The sequence below is a fragment of the Phyllobacterium lublinensis genome, assembly GCF_020164435.1.
Classification (GTDB): Bacteria; Pseudomonadota; Alphaproteobacteria; order Rhizobiales; family Rhizobiaceae; genus Phyllobacterium; species Phyllobacterium lublinensis.
In genome coordinates, this window is the sequence record NZ_JAIUDQ010000004.1 from 89609 (window position 1) to 112059 (window position 22451).

Annotated in this window: 21 protein-coding genes; 18 read left to right on the forward strand and 3 right to left on the reverse strand. The window is 56.5% G+C overall.

Annotated features, from left to right (window positions below; genetic code table 11):
• Positions 1-7: 7 nt before the first annotated feature.
• The 7 genes from proB (at position 8) to K9U38_RS06885 (ending at position 7692) form a co-directional block, all read left to right on the forward strand.
• Positions 8-1195: a glutamate 5-kinase gene (proB, locus tag K9U38_RS06855; RefSeq protein ID WP_224493601.1), complete on the forward strand. Its 1188-nt coding sequence runs from the start codon at positions 8-10 to the stop codon at positions 1193-1195.
• A gap of 2 nt (positions 1196-1197) precedes the next feature.
• Entirely contained in the window at positions 1198-2481 is a 1284-nt protein-coding gene (locus K9U38_RS06860) for a glutamate-5-semialdehyde dehydrogenase (RefSeq protein ID WP_224493602.1), read from the forward strand.
• Positions 2482-2537: 56 nt separating this feature from the next.
• Positions 2538-3125, forward strand: a complete 588-nt coding sequence (locus K9U38_RS06865) for a nicotinate-nucleotide adenylyltransferase (protein ID WP_224493818.1) — start codon at positions 2538-2540, stop codon at positions 3123-3125.
• A 179-nt stretch (positions 3126-3304) separates the two neighbouring features.
• Positions 3305-3667, forward strand: coding sequence for a ribosome silencing factor (gene rsfS / locus K9U38_RS06870; RefSeq protein WP_224493819.1), 363 nt, complete (start codon positions 3305-3307; stop codon positions 3665-3667).
• A 120-nt stretch (positions 3668-3787) separates the two neighbouring features.
• Positions 3788-4270 carry a 23S rRNA (pseudouridine(1915)-N(3))-methyltransferase RlmH gene (rlmH, locus tag K9U38_RS06875; protein WP_224493603.1) on the forward strand — a complete coding sequence of 161 codons (483 nt, stop codon included), beginning with the start codon at positions 3788-3790 and terminating at the stop codon, positions 4268-4270.
• Between the two features lie 165 nt (positions 4271-4435).
• Positions 4436-5737 carry an efflux RND transporter periplasmic adaptor subunit gene (locus K9U38_RS06880; protein ID WP_224493604.1) on the forward strand — a complete coding sequence of 434 codons (1302 nt, stop codon included), beginning with the start codon at positions 4436-4438 and terminating at the stop codon, positions 5735-5737.
• 11 nt (positions 5738-5748) lie between these two features.
• Entirely contained in the window at positions 5749-7692 is a 1944-nt protein-coding gene (locus tag K9U38_RS06885; protein WP_224493605.1) for a MacB family efflux pump subunit, read from the forward strand.
• Between the two features lie 3 nt (positions 7693-7695).
• Here the strand turns inward: K9U38_RS06885 and K9U38_RS06890 are convergent, their stop codons facing one another.
• Both K9U38_RS06890 and K9U38_RS06895 read right to left on the reverse strand, forming a co-directional pair.
• Entirely contained in the window at positions 7696-8049 is a 354-nt protein-coding gene (locus K9U38_RS06890; protein ID WP_224493606.1) for a DUF3011 domain-containing protein, read from the reverse strand.
• A gap of 116 nt (positions 8050-8165) precedes the next feature.
• On the reverse strand, positions 8166-9047 hold the full coding sequence (locus K9U38_RS06895; protein WP_224493607.1) for a LysR family transcriptional regulator: 882 nt from the start codon (positions 9045-9047) through the stop codon (positions 8166-8168).
• A 135-nt stretch (positions 9048-9182) separates the two neighbouring features.
• Here K9U38_RS06895 and K9U38_RS06900 point away from each other — a divergent pair, with 135 nt between their 5' ends.
• On the forward strand, positions 9183-10679 hold the full coding sequence (locus tag K9U38_RS06900; RefSeq protein WP_224493608.1) for a CoA-acylating methylmalonate-semialdehyde dehydrogenase: 1497 nt from the start codon (positions 9183-9185) through the stop codon (positions 10677-10679).
• Between the two features lie 56 nt (positions 10680-10735).
• On the opposite strand, the gene K9U38_RS06905 is transcribed toward K9U38_RS06900, so the two are convergent.
• Complete coding sequence (locus tag K9U38_RS06905; protein WP_224493609.1) at positions 10736-11389, reverse strand: GntR family transcriptional regulator; 654 nt, start codon at positions 11387-11389, stop codon at positions 10736-10738.
• A gap of 81 nt (positions 11390-11470) precedes the next feature.
• Between K9U38_RS06905 and K9U38_RS06910 the strand changes: the two genes are divergently transcribed.
• The 10 genes from K9U38_RS06910 to K9U38_RS06955 all read left to right on the forward strand — a co-directional run bounded on the left by K9U38_RS06910 (position 11471) and on the right by K9U38_RS06955 (position 22308).
• Positions 11471-12364 (forward strand): dihydrodipicolinate synthase family protein, encoded by an 894-nt coding sequence (locus K9U38_RS06910; RefSeq protein WP_224493610.1) that lies wholly within the window; start codon positions 11471-11473, stop codon positions 12362-12364.
• Positions 12365-12376: 12 nt separating this feature from the next.
• The gene (locus K9U38_RS06915) at positions 12377-13630 is read left to right on the forward strand and encodes an NAD(P)/FAD-dependent oxidoreductase (protein ID WP_224493611.1); all 1254 of its coding nucleotides are present in this window, start codon (positions 12377-12379) and stop codon (positions 13628-13630) included.
• A gap of 17 nt (positions 13631-13647) precedes the next feature.
• Positions 13648-14649: a 4-hydroxyproline epimerase gene (locus K9U38_RS06920; RefSeq protein ID WP_224493612.1), complete on the forward strand. Its 1002-nt coding sequence runs from the start codon at positions 13648-13650 to the stop codon at positions 14647-14649.
• A gap of 268 nt (positions 14650-14917) precedes the next feature.
• Complete coding sequence (locus tag K9U38_RS06925) at positions 14918-15826, forward strand: branched-chain amino acid ABC transporter permease (protein ID WP_224493820.1); 909 nt, start codon at positions 14918-14920, stop codon at positions 15824-15826.
• 4 nt (positions 15827-15830) lie between these two features.
• On the forward strand, positions 15831-17234 hold the full coding sequence (gene livM, locus K9U38_RS06930; protein WP_224493613.1) for a high-affinity branched-chain amino acid ABC transporter permease LivM: 1404 nt from the start codon (positions 15831-15833) through the stop codon (positions 17232-17234).
• Positions 17234-18574: an ATP-binding cassette domain-containing protein gene (locus K9U38_RS06935; RefSeq protein ID WP_224493614.1), complete on the forward strand. Its 1341-nt coding sequence runs from the start codon at positions 17234-17236 to the stop codon at positions 18572-18574. The genes livM and K9U38_RS06935 overlap by 1 nt, the downstream gene beginning before the upstream one ends.
• Entirely contained in the window at positions 18574-19305 is a 732-nt protein-coding gene (locus tag K9U38_RS06940; protein ID WP_224493615.1) for an ABC transporter ATP-binding protein, read from the forward strand. The genes K9U38_RS06935 and K9U38_RS06940 overlap by 1 nt, the downstream gene beginning before the upstream one ends.
• 52 nt (positions 19306-19357) lie before the next feature.
• Positions 19358-19711, forward strand: coding sequence for a DUF6867 family protein (locus K9U38_RS06945; RefSeq protein ID WP_224493616.1), 354 nt, complete (start codon positions 19358-19360; stop codon positions 19709-19711).
• 127 nt (positions 19712-19838) lie between these two features.
• Positions 19839-20954 carry a branched-chain amino acid ABC transporter substrate-binding protein gene (locus tag K9U38_RS06950; protein WP_224493617.1) on the forward strand — a complete coding sequence of 372 codons (1116 nt, stop codon included), beginning with the start codon at positions 19839-19841 and terminating at the stop codon, positions 20952-20954.
• A gap of 241 nt (positions 20955-21195) precedes the next feature.
• Entirely contained in the window at positions 21196-22308 is a 1113-nt protein-coding gene (locus K9U38_RS06955; RefSeq protein ID WP_224493618.1) for a branched-chain amino acid ABC transporter substrate-binding protein, read from the forward strand.
• The last annotated feature ends 143 nt before the right edge of the window (positions 22309-22451 follow it).

Consider the following 22451-nt stretch of genomic DNA (forward strand, 5'->3'; position numbering starts at 1 on the left):
TGATGTCATGTCAGTGAAATCCGTCCAGCTCCATCAGAATGACGAGGCCGTAGCCAAGCGTCCAAAGGTATTTGGCTATCGGCGTATTGTCGTGAAGATCGGCTCGGCACTGCTGGTTGATAGAACGAGTGGCCTGAAGCGGGACTGGTTGGAAAGCCTCGGCAACGACATCGCAGCTCTGTGTGCAAATGGGGTCGAAGTGATGATCGTGTCGTCGGGAGCAATTGCACTCGGCCGCACTGTTCTCGGTTTGCCCAAGGGTCCGTTGCGGCTTGAGGAGAGCCAGGCTGCGGCGGCGGCGGGCCAGATCGAACTCGCCAAGGCCTATGCAGAAGTCCTGAGCCACCACAAATTGCGCGCCGGCCAGATCCTGCTTACGCTTTCGGACACGGAGGAGCGACGGCGTTATCTCAATGCTCGCGCTACGATCGGTACATTATTGCGCCTCAAGGCGGTTCCGGTCATCAATGAAAATGACACTGTAGCCACCACCGAAATCCGCTACGGCGACAATGACCGCCTCGCGGCACGAGTTGCCACCATGATGAGTGCCGATCTGCTGATCCTGTTGTCCGATATTGATGGTCTCTATACGGCTCCTCCGCACCAGAATCCGGATGCGCAGTTTCTGTCCGCCGTCGAGGCCATAACGCCTGACATTGAGGCGATGGCGGGCGCCGCAGCGTCGGAATATTCACGCGGAGGCATGAAGACCAAGCTCGATGCGGGCAAGATCGCCAATGCAGCGGGGACAGCCATGATCATAGCGTCGGGGACGCGCCTTCATCCGCTGGCAGCGATTGATAAAGGTGAGCGGTCGACGCTGTTCAAGGCAAGCTCGTCTCCTGTCAATGCCTGGAAAACATGGATCTCCGGAAATCTGGAACCATCCGGCCGACTCGTAATCGACGAGGGTGCGCTGGTCGCGCTGAAATCCGGTAAATCCTTGCTTGCCGCTGGTGTTCGCGAAGTAACGGGGCAATTCATGCGCGGCGATACTGTCGCAGTCTTCGGTCCCGACAAACGCGAAGCAGCGCGCGGCCTCATTGCCTACGATGCCGCTGATGCCGTAAAGATTGCCGGCCGTAAGACCAATGAGATTGCGGAAATTCTCGGTTATGATGCCCGTTCCGCGATGATCCATCGGGATGATCTGGTGGTGCGTGCAAGGCGCGATACTACTGCTAAGGAGTGAGCATGTTGGGACGAGTTGATGCAGGACAATCCATTGCGGATCTCATGGCAGATATTGGCCGCAAGGCACGTGCCGCCGCACAGCCATTGTCCATCGCCACTCCGAACCAGAAGGCGGCCGCGCTGCTTGCGATGGCCGATGCGATCGACAGGCGGAAGGTCGAAATCCTGCATGCCAATGCGCAGGATATGACCAATGGGGAGAAGGCCGGTATTGCAAATTCCCTGCTTGATCGCTTGAAGCTGGACGACAAGCGTATAGCCGGCATTTCGGAAAGCATTCGAATGATCGCCGGGCTCAACGACCCTGTCGGTGAGATCATTGCCGAATGGGATCGTCCAAACGGTCTGCATATCGAGCGGGTACGCACACCGTTAGGTGTGATCGGTGTCGTTTATGAGAGCCGTCCAAACGTAACCGCCGATGCCGCTGCGCTCTGCCTCAAGTCCGGGAATGCGGTGATCCTGAGAGGCGGTTCCGATTCCGCTTATTCCTCGAACGCCATTTATCAGGCTTTGTTGGAAGGGCTTGAAGCGGCTGACCTGCCAAAAGATTCGATCCAGCTGGTTCCGACCACTGATCGAATGGCAGTTGGCGAAATGCTCAAAGGCCTTGACGGGAACCTCGATGTCATCATTCCGCGCGGCGGCAAAAGCCTGGTGGCGCGGGTCCAGGTGGATGCTCGCGTACCGGTCTTTTCGCATCTTGAAGGACTTTGCCACGTCTACATCGATGCTTCAGCCGACCTGGCCATGGCGCGAAAGATTGTGGTAAACGCAAAGATGCGCCGTACAGGTGTGTGCGGATCTGCCGAAACGCTGCTGGTGGATCGATTGATAGCTCCTTCGCACCTTGGCCCCCTCCTCGAGGACCTGCGCGCTGCTGGCTGTGAAATTCGCGGCGACGAAGGTGTCGTGGAAATCTTTGCGAATACCAAGCCTGCCACAGACGAAGATTGGTCTACCGAATATCTCGATGCGATTATTTCGGTGAAACTGGTCAACGGTGTTGATGGAGCGATCCAGCACATCAATCAATACTCCTCCCACCACACGGAGGCGGTCATTGCAGAGGACAGTCACGTGGTCGAGCGATTCTTCAACGAGATCGACTCGGCAATCCTCCTGCACAATGCCTCGACACAATTCGCTGATGGAGGTGAGTTCGGCATGGGTGCGGAAATCGGCATCGCTACCGGAAAAATGCATGCACGGGGGCCCGTTGGCGTGGAACAGCTGACCTCGTTCAAGTACCGGGTTCGTGGCAACGGCCAGACTCGCCCGTGATATTGACGCCAGCTGTGCAGACAAGATTTCCGGGTCTCAGCGCAGCGCATCTGCGTATGCCCTTTGCTTTGAAAGGCATGACGGTCGGCCTGTTTGGGGGTTCGTTCAATCCACCGCACGCCGGTCATGCACTCGTTGCTGAGATCGCGCTGCGGCGACTGAAGCTCGACCAGCTCTGGTGGATCGTCACCCCTGGGAACCCGCTGAAGGATGTCACTCAGTTGGCACCTTTGGCTGAACGGCTAAGTATGTGTGAGGCGCTGGTCCATGACCCGCGGATAAAGGTCACCGCATTCGAAGCTGCATATGCGATAAGCTATACTGCAGATACGTTGGCGATGATCAAAGCCCGTAATCCCGGCGTTCACTTTGTCTGGATTATGGGGGCAGACAATCTGGCCGATTTCCATCGTTGGCAGCGCTGGCAAACGATTGCACTGACATTTCCAATAGCCGTTATTGACCGGCCCGGTTCCACCCTGGCGTTCCTGTCGTCGCGCATGGCCAAAACATTCGACCATGCCCGAATCGACGAAACCGATGCTCCGAAGCTAGCCCGTACCAAGGCGCCGGCGTGGACGTTCATACACGGTCCGAGGTCATTGCTGTCATCGACCGCTATCCGCAACGGAACGGCAAAGTGAAAAAGAACAAAGTGGGATCAATGGGTTCGCTGCGACGTCTTGAAAGTGTCACGCGACTCTGCCTATCTTAGTCGTGTGCAGTGCAATCATCAGCTGCGTTGCGTTGTTCTTAAGGGAAAGGAAATACACTGAGAACAGCATTTCAGAAGAAGGATGCCTTGGCACCTTCAACGGCGGAGATGAACGGAATCAATTCCGTATCTCTTGCCCTCCAGTCAGTCCTTGCCAGTCTCGAAGACTCCAAGGCTGAAAACATTGTCCCCATCGATCTTCGAGGCAAGTCCGTCATCGGTGACCACATGGTCATCGCATCCGGTCGTTCGCATCGTCATGTGACGGCGGTTGCGGATCAGCTTTTGCGTGCTCTGAAAGAGAGCGGGCAGGGCAATGGCGCGAAGGTCGAAGGTCTTGCCAGCGGTGATTGGGTGCTGATCGACACGGGCGATATCATCATCCATATTTTCCGCCCTGAAGTGCGCGAGTTCTACAACATCGAGAAGATGTGGCAGGCTCCTGAACTTGACGGAGAGACCGTACACTAATCGACGGATTGAGGTGTCTGGGCCTCAGCCCAGATGACACCTTGGACGGCTGACATGTATGGGCCGGTTTCTGGCTGAAGCCTTGCTTTGAGCCAGAGTATCTGAAGACTGGAGCGTGCCATGCGTATTACCGTTTTCGCCGTGGGCCGGATGAAGTCTGGCCCCGAACGGGAATTGGCAGACCGCTACTTCGACCGATTGAAAAAGATGGGCGGCCCTCTGGGGCTGGAGTTCGGCTCGCTGATTGAAATCACTGAAAGCCGTGGCCAACAGTCTGACCTGCGCAAACAGGAGGAATCGTCAAAGGTCCTCGAGGCGCTGGAACCGGGCGGGATTCTGATCTTGCTGGACGAGCGGGGCAAGACAATGGCGTCGGAAGCGTTCGCCGGTGCGATTGCGCGCTTTCGCGACGATGGCAAACGCCAGTTGCTTTTTGCCATTGGCGGACCCGACGGCCATCACGCATCGTTGCGTGACCGCGCCGACCTTGTGCTGGCACTCGGTGCCATGACGTGGCCGCACCAGATTGTCCGCATCCTTGTTGCCGAACAGCTTTACCGCGCCACGACAATTCTTGCGGGGCATCCCTACCACCGGGTTTGAAGGCCATTCAGCCACCGTTCATCGCTCGCAGTCATAATTCCAGCATGATCATTACAAAAATATAATGATCTCAATGCTTTTCGGACGGACCGCTCATCTCCATTTCTTGATAGGATGCATCAAGATGAGAGCTCATCGTCTGCATACGGATGGAGCGGGTACCACATGACCGAGACAGTCAGAACGGCCAAACAGGACAAGGCGTCACTCGCTGCGTCCAATGTCACATTCATTCCGGGAGCAGTTCCGCCGAAAAGGAAGAAGTCACGTTCTCGTCTCTGGATATGGCTGCCTGTGGTTTTGGCGGTTGCGGGCACCGGATACTATGCCTGGAACCAATACAAGACGTCAGCCTCGACTGCGTCAGTGGTCACGCAGGCGGTGGTCCGCGGAGACATTGAAAACGCGGTCACAGCCGTTGGCACGCTTGACTCAATCAAGTCGGTCGACGCAGGAGCGCAAGTTTCGGGTCAGCTCAAACTGCTGCATGTGGCAATAGGCGACAATGTCACACAAAACCAGTTGATCGGTGAGATTGACCCCGCCACCATCCAGAATCGCATCGAGATCGACCAGGCGGAACTTGCCAACCTGAAGGCGCAGCTTGTTTCCAAGAACGCGCAGCTTGTGCTCAAACAGGCCAATATTGAACGTCAGCGCAATCTTGTGGCGACCCGCAGTGTTTCTCAATCCACGCTTGATCAAGCTATCGCCGATCTGGCCGCGGCAGAAGCCGATGTAAACGCACTCGAGGCGCAGATTCGCAAGCAGCAGGCAACCCTCGCGGGTGACGAGGTGGATCTCGGCTATACCAAGATTTACGCCCCCATGGCGGGAACGATTGCGGCCGTTCCGGTCAAGGAAGGCCAGACGCTGAACGCCAGCCAAACCGCGCCAACTATTGCCACGATTGCTGACCTGTCGACCATGACGGTAAAAGCGCAGGTATCGGAAGCGGATGTCAGCAAGCTGACAATCGGCATGGACGCCTATTTCACGCTGCTGGGTCAACCAGGCAAACGCTACGTTGGCAAGCTGCGGCAGATCCAGCCGACGCCGGATATCGAAAACAACGTCGTACTCTACTACGCGCTGTTTGACGTCCCCAACCCTGAGGGTGAGTTGATGATCTCGATGAGTGCGCAGGTCTTCTTCGTGCAATCGGCGGCCAAGGACGTGCTCGTCGTGCCGAGTTCTGCGCTCAGCCAGACGGACGGCTCCCACCGCGATGGCGCAAACGGTGCGCCAGGAAAGGCAGAGTTGACGCTGATTACGCCGGCTGGAACGACCGAAACGCGCGAAGTGGAGGTTGGCATCCGCAACCGGGTCAATGCTGAGATCAAGAGCGGAGTCAAAGAGGGAGAACTCGTGGTGGTCGGATCGGACAGCGGCACCGGAGGGGCAGTGTCGAACCGCGGCTCCGGCAATCGCTCGCAACGCGGCATGCGCATGCCGCCAATGTTCTAGAGATATTCGCAATGCCGGCCATCATCTCGCTTAAAGATATCAGCAAGACCTACTACAATGGCGACCTCGCCGTTGAGGTGCTGCACGGTATTTCGCTCGACATTGAGGCCGGCGAGTTTGTCGCGATCATCGGTCAGTCCGGCTCAGGCAAGTCGACACTGATGAACATTCTCGGGTGCCTCGACAAGCCAACAAGCGGCGATTACCTTCTCGATGGCGAGCACGTGGCAAATTTCGACGCCGACGAGCTTGCAGCGTTGCGCCGCCGCACGTTCGGTTTCGTCTTCCAGAGCTACAATCTGATACCGACGGCCAGCGCGCAAGAAAACGTCGAAGTTCCTGCAGTCTATGCCGGAGCATCCGCTCGCGACAGGCACGAACGGGCCGAAGCGCTCCTTACTTCGTTGAAGCTTGGCGACAGGCTCGATCATCGTCCCAATCAGCTTTCCGGTGGTCAGCAGCAGCGTGTCTCCATTGCCCGGGCGCTGATGAATGGCGGCCGGGTCATTCTCGCTGACGAGCCTACAGGCGCTTTGGACAGTCAAAGTGGCGACGAAGTGATGGCGCTCCTGCGCAGCATGAACGATGATGGCCACACGATCATTGTCATTACCCATTCGCGTGAAGTTGCCGAACAGGCAGACCGGCTGATTGAACTGCGCGACGGACGGATAATCGCTGACCGCACCAAGAAGCGTCGCAGCAATCCTGACGCAGCATCGGGCCTGAAACAGAAGGCGATTGAAGGTGTTGCTGCGATCGCCGATGTCACGGAAGCGATCAAGATGGCGGTCCGGGCACTTCGCGCCAATTTGTTCCGTACGATATTGACGCTGCTCGGCATCGTGATCGGTGTCGGATCTGTTGTGGCGATGCTGGCCATTGGTACCGGCGCGCAGAATTCGGTCCTTGATCGAATTTCATCGATGGGCTCGGATCTTTTGGTGGTCCGGCCTAACATGGCCAATTTTCGTGGAGGAACCGGCGGCAGCGTCGTCACGCTGATACCTGCTGACGCCGATGCCATTCTTGAACAACCCAATGTCGCCTTTGCTGTACCGGAAATGACCAGCACAATGACCGTCCGGTACGGCAATATCGACTACCAGACCTCAGCAAACGGTACGGTGCCGCAGTTTCCGGTCGCCGAATCCTGGAAGGTGAGCAAGGGCGAGTTCATCAACCAAAATGATATGGACAGCTATGCGCCGGTTGCGGTGCTTGGAAAGACTGTTGAGAAGACACTGTTTCCCGATGGTGAAAATCCGCTTGGCAAATACGTTCTGGTGAACAAGATTCCATTCCAGATCATCGGTGTCATGAGCGAAATGGGAGCAGGGCCGGGCGGCAACGATCAGGATGACACGATTCTGGTTCCATTGACGACCGGAAGCATGAGGCTTTTCGGTCAGCGCAACGTACGGTCCATAACGGTTCAAGTGAAGGATGGCGCCGCAATCGATGCGACGCAGCAGACAATCCAGGAGTTGCTCGACCGTCGCCACAAGAGGCAGGACACCCAAATCACCAACATGGCGTCCATACGCGAGGCGGTCACCGAGACGTCGAACACACTGAAGCTTTTTCTTGGGGCGGTCGCCGCGATTTCACTTCTGGTCGGCGGGATCGGCGTGATGAACATCATGCTGGTAAGTGTCAGCGAGCGGACGCGTGAAATCGGCGTTCGCATGGCAACGGGCGCCCGTCAGCGCGACATCCTGCTGCAGTTCATCATCGAGGCACTGGTGGTGTCAGCTATTGGCGGCGCGATTGGCGTCGTCGCCGGTCTCGGGACAGGCGTTCTGGCCAAGGTGCTGGGTGCTCCGATCAGTTTCACGGTCGGCCCCGTAGCGCTCGCTTTCGCATGCTCATTCCTGACGGGGCTGGTCTTCGGCTATCTGCCGGCTCGAAACGCGTCAAGGCTCCAGCCGGCAGTTGCATTAAGCTCCGAATAGAGCTCAGAAGTCGAGCTCGAGCTCGACTCCGTCCCTTGGGCGGTAATAATCACCCCTGCGTGGAGGATAGCGGTCGTCATCCCAATCTCTGCGCGGGCGGCGGCCGGAATCGGCGAACACTGCCGCGCAACCCTTGTCGACCCAGATCGTGCCCCGATTATATCCCCACGTATCGCCAGCAATACATGGCGAGCGCGATATCTGGCGGGCGATGCGTGGACGGCGCATGTCTACATCGCATTCCGTGTAGCGGAACTTGCGAGACTCACATCTTACGGTGTTCTGGGCCTCAGCAGGTTCCGGTAAGAACTGGGAGCCGCCGAGTACTAAGACAAATGCGAGAATATACCGGTACATGTTCCCTCCGACATGATTCGAGTCGAATGTAATCGTGCAGCATCTGAAGCCCTAAAGGTCAACATTGTTCCGGATCGGTCAATCACATTTCTTCTTCGATTTGACACAAGCGGTGTTCAGGAAAAACGGCCTGTTTCGCTGTTTACCAGATCGGAAATGAAACTCGACACGGCCGTGATGCGCCGAAGTGTACGGACTGATTCATGATAGGCCAGCCAATATGATCGGCGGATCGTTCGTTCCGGCAATAGCGGCACGAGATCATCATGCTCCCGGGCAATGAACATGTGCAGTATGCCAATCCCGGCGCCGGCCCGGACCGCCTCGACTTGTCCAAGGGCGCTTGAAATCTCGAAAGCAGGACGCCAATCCCGGGTAATCTCCGGCGCGTAGTTCAATGACGGGCTCATCACGAGGTCGTCGACATAACCGACCAACCGGTGTTGGGCGAGCTCATCGATGGATTTCGGAGCGGGGTGTGCCTCCAGATACGAACGGCTGGCATAGAGACACAGGCTGTAGTCGACCAGCTTGCGCGCCACGAGCCGTCCTTGATCGGGGCGGTCGACCGTGATTGCGATATCGGCTTCGCGGCGGGAAAGCGAGAAAGAGCGTGGAACCGGAACAAGTTGTATTTTCAGATCGGGATAGCGGCCGGTAAGCGATGCCAGCCGCGGCGCCAGAAATGTCACGCCAAAGCCATCCGGTGCCCCGATCCGGACAGAGCCCGATATGGAAATGTCGGCGTCCCCAAGCGACGAGCGGACGGACAGCATTTCGGCTTCCATCCGCTCGGCCGACAGCAGGAATTCCTCCCCTGCATGGGTGAGTTCGCATCCATTGGTACGCCGGGTCAGGAGCTTTGTATTGAGGTCGGACTCCAATGCAGTGAGCCGTCGCGCGACTGTCGCGTGATTGACACCGAGTCGTTTCGCTGCACCGAGAATTTGCCCGGAGCGCGCGACGCCGAGGAAAATACGCACATCATCCCAATTCATGAACTGATCTCCGATCCCCTTTCGTACTTGAATTTCTGCACAACGGATACGCTTTTGCTTGGCTTGCAATAAATATTTTGAAGCGCGAAGATAGAACACAGAAATCCAGGGAAAATTGCAGGGAGGTTGCTCGCAATGCGTGAAGTTGGACATTTTATCGGTGGCAAGCACGTCGCCGGAACGAGCGGTCGCACGACCGAGATTTTTCAGCCCATGGACGGAACCGTCCAGGGTACGGTCGCCCTGGCGACACCGGCCGAGGTCCGGGCAGCAGTCGAGAACGCAAAGGCGGCTCAGCCGGCATGGGCGGCAACCAATCCGCAGCGGCGCGTCCGCGTTATGCGCAAGTTTCTTGAACTGGTCGAAGCCGAATATGACTCCCTGGCTGAGCTTCTAGCCCGGGAGCATGGCAAGACGATCCCCGACGCCAAGGGCGACATCCAGCGCGGCCTGGAAGTCGTGGAGGTTTGCCTGGGTGCAGCGCATATGCTCAAGGGTGAATTCTCCGACAGCGCCGGTACTGGCATCGACGTCTATTCAATGCGCCAGCCGCTTGGTGTAGTAGCCGGTATAACGCCGTTCAATTTCCCTGCAATGATCCCGCTGTGGAAGGCAGGCCCCGCTATCGTTTCCGGCAATGCCTTCATTCTGAAGCCTTCGGAGCGCGATCCAGGAGTTCCGATGCGCCTTGCTGAGCTTTTCATCGAGGCTGGCCTACCCGCGGGTATCTTCAACGTCGTCAATGGCGACAAGAGCGCAGTCGATGCGATCCTTGACGATCCGGATATCAAGGCCGTTGGCTTTGTCGGTTCTACGCCTATCGCCCAGTACATCTACAGTCGTGCGACAGCGAACGGCAAGCGCGCGCAGTGTTTCGGCGGTGCCAAGAACCACATGATCATCATGCCTGACGCTGATATGGATCAGACGGTCGATGCCTTGATTGGTGCAGGTTATGGTTCGGCCGGTGAACGCTGCATGGCGATTTCCGTCGCTGTACCTGTCGGCAAGGACACGGCCGACCGCTTGGTCGAGCGCCTTATTCCCCGTGTCGAGAGCCTGAAGGTTGGTCCATCCACCGATATGTCAGCCGATTATGGGCCCGTCGTTACCAAGCAGGCACTGGAGCGGATCCAGGGCTATGTCGATCTTGGCGTGCAGGAAGGTGCGAAGCTTGTCGTTGACGGTCGTGGCTTCAAGATGCAGGGCTACGAGAACGGCTACTACATGGGCGGCTGCCTTTTCGACCATGTGACTCCGGAGATGCGCATCTACAAGGAAGAGATCTTTGGGCCCGTCCTTGGTATCGTCCGCGCCGAGACCTATGAAGATGCAATCCGCCTGCCGAATGAACATGAATATGGCAATGGCGTGGCCATCTTCACCCGTGACGGTGACGCCGCACGTGACTTTGCCTCCCGTGTACAGGTCGGCATGGTTGGCGTGAACGTACCTATCCCTGTGCCAATTGCCTACTACACTTTCGGCGGATGGAAAGGTTCTGGCTTCGGCGATCTGAACCAGCACGGTCCCGATGCGTTCCGGTTCTACACCAAGACAAAGACCGTCACGTCGCGCTGGCCGTCAGGTGTCAAGGATGGAGCGGAATTCGTCATTCCGACAATGAAGTAGCACTGACGCAAAGTCCGAATGAGGGGGCTGCCGCATTGCGGCGGCCCTTTCCTTTTTCAGGGCGCTAGTGTGCGCAGATAACTGATCAATTGCGAGGCTTGATTAGCGGCGCTTTCGGGCTCCCGCGCAATGATGGCGTCGATCAAGGCCCGGTGAGCCCCGGCCGACTGCTGCAGGCTTCCGGGTCGCTGCAGCCGGAACCAGAATCGCCGGCTATGGGTTTGGAGCGGCGAAGCGAGACGGGCCGCGAAGGGATTTTCCGCGGCATGACCAAGCACAATATCGAAAATCTTGTCGGCGATCAGGAAGCCGCCAACATCGTCGGCGGACACTGCTGCACCCATTGCGTCGGCCGCTTCCTTGAGCCGCTTGTGGTGCAAGGTGGCGCCATAATGGGCGGCATCGCGGGCAAGCACCCGTTCCACGCCTTCGCGCACATCGAGCACCCTGCTGAAGTCCTGCGGATTAAGCGCCGCAATAGCGATACCGGAACGAGGGCGGATCTCCATCAACCCTTCCCAAGCCAGTTTTTGCACCGCTTCGCGCACCGGTGTACGCCCCATGCCGGTAATGTCGGTCAATGCGCGTTCGTTTACGATTGCGCCGGGCTCAAGCTTAAGCGTTACAATCAATTCTTCTATTTGTCTGTACGCTAAGTCCGCAAGGCTCTCGCCTGTTTGAGCAATGGGGTGAACGGCCGTTTGATGCATAGGTCGATCTTTCATTCTAAAGCGATTGACAGCAATAAGTGGTACAGATATATTAGTGATATATCAAGAAGGAGCAGAGACATGTGGTCAGGTGTTTTCCCAGCAGTAACGAGCAAGTTCACACAGGATGATAGTCTCGATCACGGAGAAATGGAACGTTGCTTCTCGCTCCTGATGGACGCCGGCTGTGACGGCCTGATCGTTGCCGGTTCCCTCGGGGAAGGCCCGATGTTGAGCCACGATGAAAAACTCGACGTATTGAAAACTGCGCAGAGTGTCGCCCGGGGCAAGCCTGTGCTGCTGACAATCAACGAGGCGGCAACGCGTGATGGTGCAGCCCTCGCCAAACGTGCAGCCAAGGCCGGCGCTGACGGTCTGATGCTTGTTCCGAGCCCGATCTATCATACCGATCCGGAAGAGACGGTGACAACGCTCAAGGCTGTCGCTGCCGCCGGAGATTTGCCCGTGATGATTTATTCGAACCGGATCGCCTATCGCGTGGATGTGACCAACGAGATACTGGCCGAATTGGCATCGGACAAGCATTTCGTCGCCATCAAGGAGTCTTCCGACGACATCCGTCGCACGACTGATATCATCAACACGTTTGGCACCCATTTCGATCTTTTCACCGGAGTCGACAACCTTGCATTTGAAGCCTTGACGGCGGGTGCGATCGGTTGGGTGGCCGGTCTTGTGACTGCATTCCCCAAGGAGACAGTTGCGATCTACAAGCTGGTGCTGGCTGGCCGTTATTCGGAAGCGCTTGCAATTTATCGCTGGTTCCGCCCGCTGCTCGACCTCGACGTGTCGACATATCTTGTTCAGAACATAAAGCTTGCTGAAGTGCATGAGATCGGCACGAACGATCGCGTCCGCCTGCCGCGCCAGCCGCTGCGCGGAGAGCGCAGGGCGACTGTCGAGAAGATCGTCAAGGATGCCATCGCGTCGCGTCCGAAGTTGCCACGCCTCTAGGCCCGTTGTTCGATGCGCCCACAGGCGGATCCACATGATATAGTCGTCATCGGTGCCGGAATTGTCGGCATCGCCATTGCTGCTTGCCTCTCTGAGGCCGGCCGCAATGTTCTCGTCATCGACCGGCAAGGGATTTGCGAAGGGACGAGTGCGGGTAATGCCGGGGCTCTGGCCTTTTCCGATATCCTTCCCATGGCGTCCAAGGGAATCTTGGCAAAGGTTCCCGGCTGGCTGATGGATCCGTTGGGTCCCTTCACCATCCGGCCGTCCTATTTGCCGAAGCTCGCGCCATGGCTTTACAGGTTTTGGCGGGCCAGTCGTGCAGATATGCTGGAGCGGACCATTGAGGCCCAAGGCGCTATGATGGGGCTGGCCGAGCCGGAAATGCTCGGGTTGATGGCACGGGCCGGACTGCGTGACATGATCCGAGAAGATGGTTCTCTTGAGCTTTATGAAAGTGAAGAGGAACTGAACACCGCCCTTCCCGGATGGATGGCGCGGAAGAGGGCAGGAATAGCCTTTGAGCACTTGCGAGGCGAGCAGCTCGCGGCCTGTCAACCCGGATTAGCCTCCCGGTTTGTCGTGGGCACGTTCGTGCCCGGCTGGAAGACCGTGAGCGATCCCCAGCATGTCGGCAAGGGGCTGTGGGATTACGTGCAGCGATTGGGTGCCGGGTTTGTAAAGGCGAAGGTAGACTCTGTGTCGGCGCAGAAAAACCATGCGACTGCCCATTTGAGCGATGGCAGCACGGTCAGTGCGTCAAAGCTGATCATCGCGGCCGGTGCCTGGTCGCATCGGCTGGCGAAGGAAATGGGAGATGTCATTCCCCTGGAAACCGAGCGCGGCTATAATACAACCTTGCCTGTTGGAGCGTTCGATCTGAAACGCCAGTTGATATTTTCCGGTCACGGCTTTGTCGTCACGCCGCTTGAAACAGGGGTTCGCATTGGCGGAGCCGTTGAACTCGGCGGCCTCGATCTTCCGCCAAATTACAGGCGGTCCGAGGCCATGCTGATGAAGGCGCAAAAATTCATGCCCGGGCTCGAAACCGGAGGTGGGCGGCAGTGGATGGGATATCGCCCGTCATTACCAGACTCCTTACCGGCGATCGGGTATTCCGGCACCAGCAAGAATGTTCTTTATGCTTTCGGTCATGGCCATCTCGGTCTGACCCAGTCTGCAGCGACCGGGCGTTTGGTGACGGACCTTGTCGGTGGTAAAGAACCATCAATTTCGATCGAACCTTTCTATCCGCAACGATTCTAGGTCTCCAAGGGGGCAGCATGGCGCGACATTCCTTTTTCTGTATCGACGGTCATACCTGCGGCAATCCGGTTCGCTTGGTCGCCGGTGGCGGGCCGAACCTTCATGGCGCGAACATGATGGAAAAGCGCGCGCACTTTTTGCGTGAGTTCGACTGGATCCGGACCGGATTGATGTTCGAACCACGCGGACACGACATGATGTCCGGGTCGATTCTTTATCCGCCGACGCGTGACGACTGTGACGTGGCGGTGCTGTTCATCGAAACATCCGGCTGCCTCCCCATGTGCGGGCACGGGACGATCGGCACTGTGACCATGGCCATCGAACACGGGCTGATTACACCGAAGACTCCAGGCATTCTCAGGCTCGACACGCCTGCCGGGCTTGTCGTGGCCGAATATGCTCAGGAAGGACAGTACGTTTCGAGCGTTCGCATAACCAACGTTCCCTCATTTCTCTTTGCCCAGGGACTTGAGGTTGAGTGCCCTGATCTCGGGACGCTGTTAGTCGATGTCGCCTATGGAGGAAATTTCTATGCCATCGTCGATCCACAGGAGAATTTCTCCGACCTGGCGAATTATCGCGCGCTTGACCTTGTCGGCTGGAGTCCGGTTGTGCGCCAGCGCCTTAACGAGCGCTATGCATTCCAGCATCCGGAAAAGCCGGACATCAATATCCTCAGCCATATCCTCTGGACAGGTGCGCCGACTCAAGCGGGCGCCCATGCACGCAATGCCGTATTCTATGGTGACAAGGCGATCGACCGTTCGCCCTGTGGCACGGGAACTTCCGCGCGCATGGCACAGCTGGCTGCCAAGGGTAAGCTGAACCCCGGCGACGAATTCGTGCACGAATCCATTATCGGGTCATTGTTCCACGGCAGAGTCGAGAAAGCGGTGGAAGTGGCCGGAAAGGCTGGGATCATTCCGTCCATATCCGGCTGGGCACGCATGACCGGATATAATACGATTTTTATCGATGACCGTGATCCCTTCGCACACGGATTTGTGGTCAAGTGACCTTTTCGAACGGGCGTCGGGAATAAGGCAAGCCTAGACAATTCGTCTAAGAAGACGGAATGCGCCGTAAATTTCGTTGCATAAGCTGCAAATTTTGGTGAAACTTTCCATTAAATGTGTGCGAGCAAATGTAACGTTGTCGTGTGTGCCAAAAAAGCAGTTGCTTTCTTTAGCGCAAACGCTAGGTGTAGGATATTGGGGCAAACGGGAACCGGATAAAAAAACCGGATAAAAAACTTCCCAATGAAAAATGAGGGGTATCGTTGCGATGGAGTATTTCATCCAGCAATCGATCAATGGGCTGACGCTTGGTTCAATCTACGGCCTGATCGCAATCGGTTACACGATGGTCTACGGGATCATCGGCATGATCAACTTCGCGCACGGCGACGTGTTCATGCTTGGCGCCTTCATGGCGATGATTATTTTCCTTGCTTTGACGACATTCATTGGCGGCGTGCCGGTTGTTCTGGCGCTGCTTTTGATGATGGTCGTCGCCATGTTGCTGACAGGATTGTGGAGCTGGACGATCGAGCGCCTTGCCTATCGTCCGCTGCGGGGCTCATTTCGCCTCGCGCCATTGATCACTGCAATCGGCATGTCCATTGCGCTGTCGAACTTCGTGCAGGTCACGCAGGGCCCGCGCAACAAGCCGATCCCACCGCTGGTCAATGGCGGAATCACCGTTTACGGCACGAATATCACGATCGCCTACAAGCAGATGGTTATCATCATCGTCACCGCAGTCCTGCTTGCAGCGTTCTGGTATCTCGTCAATAAGACGTCTCTCGGCAGAGCCCAGCGCTCTTGCGAGCAAGACCGCAAGATGGCGGCGTTGCTCGGGATTGACGTCGACCGCACGATTTCCATGACCTTCGTCATGGGTGCCATGCTCGCAGCTGTAGCGGGTACGCTCTACCTCATGTTCTATGGCGTTATCTCCTTCACGGATGGTTTCGTACCGGGCGTCAAGGCCTTCACGGCTGCTGTCCTCGGGGGTATCGGATCATTGCCCGGTGCGGTGGTGGGTGGCTTGCTGATCGGCCTCATCGAGGCACTTTGGTCAGCCTATTTTTCCATCGACTACAAGGATGTGGCGGCATTTTCGATCCTGGCTATCGTGCTGATCTTCCTGCCGTCCGGTATTCTGGGCCGGCCTGAAGTCGAAAAGGTTTAAGCACATGAAACCTATAGTCGATATTGAGCCAAAAGAATCGGATTCCGTTTTCGCAAAAGCCTTGAAGGAAGGGCTTGTTGCAGGCGCTCTCGCTCTCGGCCTGTTTTGTTTGATCGTCGGTTTCCGTACCGAACAGAACATCCGGAACGAGCTTATTCTGACACAGCGCTGGGGCCTGCTGGCAATTTTCGTTGCCGTGGCTGCCGTTGCCCGTTTCCTCATCACTTATACAGCGCCCTGGCGGGAAGAGCGGAAGAAGACCCGGCGTGTGGTGGAAGCCAAGGAGCCATCGGCCTTCCGCAAGAGTTTCCCGAAGATCGGTCTCGGACTGTTGTTCATTTACCCGTTCCTCGTGATTCTCATTCTTGCAGCCTATAACGGTTCGATGATGGGTGGCCTGCAGGGTTCACTCAAATATGTCGACAACTTCGGCATCCAGATCCTGATCTACGTCATGTTGGCATGGGGATTGAACATCGTTGTCGGTCTCGCCGGATTGCTCGATCTCGGATATGTCGCCTTCTATGCTGTTGGCGCCTATTCATACGCTCTTCTATCAGCCCATTTCGGTTTTTCGTTCTGGCTGCTGTTGCCCATGGCGGGCATTTTCGCAGCAACCTGGGGCGTAATTCTGGGATTCCCGGTGCTGCGATTGCGCGGAGACTATCTCGCCATTGTCACACTGGCATTCGGTGAAATCATTCGCCTCATTCTTATCAACTGGACTGTGGTGACCAAGGGGACTTTCGGCATATCCGGGATCGCCAAGGCAACTCTGTTCGGTATCCCCTTCGTGCCGGGCCCAAACGGGTTTGCGGCGCTCCTCGGCTTGCCGAACTCCGGCGTCTACTACAAGATATTCCTCTATTATCTCATTCTGCTTCTGGCGTTGCTTACCGCATGGGTCACCATTCGGCTTCGTCGCATGCCGATCGGCCGTGCCTGGGAAGCCTTGCGCGAGGATGAGATCGCGTGCCGCTCGCTTGGCATCAATACAACGACGACGAAGCTCACGGCTTTCGCAACGGGCGCAATGTTCGGTGGGTTTGCCGGATCGTTCTTCGCTGCGCGCCAAGGCTTTGTCAGTCCCGAATCCTTCGTCTTCCTTGAATCGGCAATCATTCTTGCGATGGTCGTTCTTGGCGGCATGGGATCGCTTGTGGGTATCGCTATCGCCGCTGCGGTCATGATCGGCGGAACGGAATTGCTGCGCGAGCTCGAATTCCTCAAGCTTGTTTTTGGTAATGATTTTACACCCGAACTCTATCGCATGCTGCTGTTCGGCCTTGCCATGATCGTGGTCATGGTGTGGAAGCCGCGCGGCTTTGCCGGCAGCCGGGAGCCAAGTGCCTTCCTGCACAAACGCAAGATGGTATCGGGTGAATTTACGAAAGAAGGGCACGGCTGATGATTTCGGAAGTGCAGAACAATCCAAGCGCAATCCTGCGCGTTGAACGTCTCTCCATGAAATTCGGTGGCCTTATCGCCATCAACGACCTGAACTTCGAGGCTAAGCGAGGGGCGATTACCGCTCTCATCGGGCCCAATGGTGCCGGCAAGACAACGGTGTTCAATTGTATCACCGGGTTCTACAAGCCGACTGAGGGAATGCTCACGCTGACCCGCCAGAACGGCGAAGAATATCTGCTGGAACGGATGGCGGATTTTGTCATCACCAAGAAAGCAAAGGTTGCCCGAACGTTCCAGAACATCCGTCTGTTCTCGGGCCTTACGGTTCTTGAGAACTTGCTGGTAGCCCAGCATAATCCGCTGATGCTGTCGTCAGGTTTCACCGTGCTGGGCCTGCTCGGGTTTCCGACCTACAAGAAGGCTGCAGGCGACGCGATTGAAAAGGCCCGGTTCTGGCTGGAGAAGATCAATCTGGTCGATCGCGCCGATGATCCTGCAGGCGATCTGCCTTACGGTGCCCAGCGCCGTCTGGAGATTGCCCGCGCCATGTGCACGGAACCCGAGCTGCTTTGCCTGGACGAGCCGGCTGCTGGCTTGAACGCGCGTGAATCAGCGGAGCTGAACAAGCTCCTGCTCGATATTCGTGCTGAGACCGGTACGTCAATTCTGCTTATCGAACATGATATGTCGGTGGTGATGGAAATCTCCGACCACGTGGTCGTGCTCGAATATGGCACCAAGATTTCCGATGGCACGCCCGATACGGTCAAGAACGACCCGAAGGTTATTGCGGCCTATCTCGGTGTTGAGGATGAGGAAGTCGTCGAACTGATCGAACAGGCGGAAGCTGCGGGTGTCGACGACATCACGGCTGCGGTCGACCTGTTGTCGACCGAGGCACTTCACGAGATTGAAGAGGCACATCCGGATGCGGCGCCGGTTGAGCTGATACCGGCGGCAGCTATTGCGGACGGTGCGTCCTCAAAGGTGAAATCCGCTCGCAAGCCTGCCGCCAAGAAGACACAGGCAGCGCCTGCGACCAGCAAAATCAAAGCCGGATCGACGTCGAATGCACTCGAGGCGCCACGTGCTGGCAAGGCGGACAAGCTGATCCTGATCAAGGGCATCGGTCCGGTCAACGAGCGTAAACTTAACGAGCATGGCATTTTCCATTTCGACCAGATTGCCGCGTGGAAAAAGGCAGATATCGTAGCCGCCGAAGCCTACCTTGCTTTTGACGGGCGCATCGCTCGCGAGGACTGGATCGGTCAGGCAAAGAAACTGGCAAAGGAAGGCCAGGCGAAACCGGCGCAGAAGAAGACCGGAGGGGCTAAATAATGACGCAACCACAAGCCCTTCTCAGCATCGAGAATGTCGAGACCTATTACGGTAACATTCGTGCGCTGAGCGGCGTTACCGTACACGCAAATCCAGGCGAGATCGTCACATTGATCGGTGCCAATGGCGCCGGCAAATCAACGCTGATGATGACGATCTTCGGCATGCCACGTGCGCGGACCGGACGGATCATTTTCGACGGCAAAGACATCACCAAAATGCCGACGCATGAAATCGCGCGTTTGCGCATCGCCCAGTCGCCCGAAGGCCGCAGGATTTTCCCGCGCATGACCGTGCAGGAAAACCTGCAGATGGGTGCGAGCCTCGATAATCTTCAGTTCTTTGACGAAGATGCGCGTATGGTGTTTGACCTGTTTCCTCGATTGAAGGAACGCATCAATCAGCGTGGCGGCACGCTGTCCGGTGGCGAACAGCAGATGCTGGCAATCGGTCGCGCACTTATGGCGCGTCCGCGCCTGTTGCTGCTCGACGAACCATCGCTCGGCCTTGCCCCCCTGATCATCAAGCACATCTTCGAGGCGATCAGGGAACTGAACAAGAATACCGGATTGACGGTATTTCTGGTCGAGCAGAACGCTTTCGGAGCGCTCAAGCTTGCTGACCGCGGCTATGTGATGGTGAATGGAATCGTGAAAATGAGCGGTTCGAGCGCGGATCTTCTTGCCAACCCCGAAGTGCGGGCCGCCTATCTTGAAGGTGGACGTCACTAATCAGGCAAGGTGCCTTCCAAAGGTCCGGTAAAGCCTCAAGGAGAATATTGCCATGCAAGGCATACTATACGAAGAACCCTCGGTCTGGCTGTTCCTGCTGGTGACCTGCATCATGGGTGGATGGGCCGCCTGGATGACCGGTCGCGCATGCGCGAAGACCTGGCGGCCAATCCCGATCCTGGTGTTCTACATGCTGCTGCTCGGCGTTGCCGTCCGTTTCATCCACTTCGCGCTTTTTCAGGGCACGATGCTGACGCTCCACTACTACATCGTGGATACAATCGTGCTCGTCATTATCGGTACTCTGGGGTACCGCTACACCCGAACCAACCAGATGGTGCGGCAATATCATTGGCTTTATGAAAAAGTTTCCCCTTTCTCCTGGAAGGAAAGAACGAGAGCCTAATCAATCTCGCTGGTGCGAAATGAATCAGCGTGACAACCGCCGGGAAATCGGCAAATGTGCACTTCAAGCGATGAAAAGGGTCATCGCGAGGGGTTTGGTAAGTACCTAAGAAAATGGGAGTTTTCAAATGAAGAAGTCACTGTTTTCGGGCGTTGCATTTGCTGCAATGCTCGCTTTGAGCGGTCATGCCTATGCTGATCTTCTGATCGGCGTTGGTGGTCCGTTGACTGGCCCGAATGCCGCTTTCGGTGCACAGCTGCAGAAGGGCGCAGAAGCCGCGATTGCAGAGATCAATGCTGCGGGTGGCATCAATGGCGAGCAGGTCAAGCTTTCGCTCGGCGATGACGTTTCCGATCCAAAGCAGGGTATTTCCGTTGCCAACAAGTTCGTTGCTGACGGCGTGAAATTCGTAATCGGTCACTTCAACTCCGGCGTTTCTATTCCGGCGTCGGAAGTCTATGCCGAAAACGGCATCCTTGAGATTACTCCTGCGGCAACGAATCCGGTCTTCACCGAGCGTGGCCTTTGGAACACATTCCGCACGTGCGGTCGTGACGACCAGCAGGGTGTGGTAGCCGGCACTTACATTGCCGACAAGTTCAAGGACGCCAAGATTGCCGTCGTGCATGACAAGACGCCTTACGGCCAGGGTCTGGCTGACGAAACCAAGAAGACCTTGAATGCCAAGGGCGTCAAGGAAGCCATGTACGAAGGCGTGAACGTCGGCGACAAGGACTTCTCCGCCCTGATCGCCAAGGCTAAGGAAGCCGGCGTTACGGTTCTCTATTGGGGTGGTCTGCACACTGAAGCCGGTCTGATCATTCGTCAGCTCGCTGACCAGGGTCTGAAAGTCACGTTCATCTCCGGCGACGGTATCGTTTCAAACGAACTTGCTTCGATTGCCGGCGATGCTGTAGCAGGCACGCTCAACACCTTCGGTCCGGATCCCAGCAAGAACCCAGCCAACAAGGAACTCGTTGAAAAGTTCCGTGCGCAGGGCTTCGAGCCGGAAGCCTATACGCTTTACGCCTATGCTGCAGCTCAGGTCATTGCAGACGCAGCCAAGGCTGCTGGATCGAACGATCCCGAGACGGTTGCCAAGACGCTGAAGGAAAAGGGTCCGTTCAAGACCGTGCTTGGCGATATCGCCTATGACGAGAAGGGCGACCCGAAGCTTCCAGGCTACGTCATGTATGAGTGGAAGAAGGGCGAAGACGGCAAGTACAGCTACTTCCAGCAGTAAGCTTTCTGTCTAATGAATGAGTGGATGCCCGGCCCAGTGCTGGGCATCCACGCAATTAACTACTCCACCAATATTCCGGTAGGGTCTGGCATTGATATACAGCCAGAACAACCAGCATTTATACTGAAAACCATTTCGCCTAGGCCACTACTTTCGGCCGTAAGTTGTTCCTTTGGGATCTTCTGATACTGCCCGGCATAGGGGTCTGATTTTTTCTGATTTTTTGAAAACGGAGTTTTTAATGACGACGCCACGTTTTTTCGGCATGTTTACAGCAATTTTACTACTTGGCGGCCCAGCTTGTGCTGATGTGCTGGTCGGCGTTGGTGCTCCTTTGACTGGCCCGAATGCCGCAATGGGTGCTCAGATCAAACGCGGAGCAGAGGCGGCAGCAAATGCTGTCAATGCCGAAGGCGGTATCAATGGCGAGAAGATCGAACTCGTCTTCGGCGACGATGTTTCCGATCCCAAGCAGGGCATCTCAGTTGCGAACAAGTTCGTCGCAGACGGAGTGAAGATCGTTGTCGGTCACTACAATTCCGGCGTGTCGATACCGGCATCGGAAGTGTATGCGGAGAACGGTGTTCTGCAGGTAACCCCAGCCTCGACAAATCCGAAATACACCGAGCGCGGACTTTGGAACACCTTTCGAACCTGTGGCCGCGACGACCAGCAGGGCAAGGTTGCGGGGGCGTATATCGCCGAGCATTTCAAAGACGCAAGGATCGCCATCGTCAATGACAAGACACCGTATGGCCAGGGACTCGCCGACGAAACCAAGAAGGCACTCAACGCAAGGGGCATCACCGTGGTGCTCAACGAAGGCGTCCACACCGGCGACAAGGACTTCTCTGCGCTGATCAGCAAGGTGAAGGAGGCGGGTATCACCGTGTTCTATTGGGGCGGCGTGCACACGGAAGCCGGCCTGATCATGCGCCAGTTGGCAGACCAGGGGCTCAAGGTACAATTTATTTCAGGCGCGGCGATCGTTTCGAATGAGTTGGCCTCGATCGCGGGCGATGCAGTTGTCGGAACACTGAACACGTTTGGCCCAGACCCGCGCAACAACCCGCAAAACAAGCAACTGATCGAGAAATTCAGGGCTGATGGTTTTGAGCCGGAAGCATTCACGCTGTATGCCTATGGTGCGCTGCAGGCTATTGCAGCGGCCGCGAATGCGGTAAAGACCAACGATCCGGAGCTGATTGGCAAATCGTTGAAGGAATCGGGACCTTTCGAGACGGTGCTGGGTGATCTGGCATTTGATGAAAAGGGTGATCCCAAGTTCCCGGGCTATGTGATGTATGAGTGGAAAAAGGACGCCGACGGCAAGATCGGTTATTTCCAGCAGTAAGTTCTTTGCCTGAGCCACACTGCAAAAAGCCTGGTGTCATACTGGGCATTTTGCAGTTGGACATTTCTCTCTCTTGTGCTCAATATGCATTGTTTGCACTGCAGCAATCTGTAGCCAGATAATTGCAGGGCGCATTTTTTGAT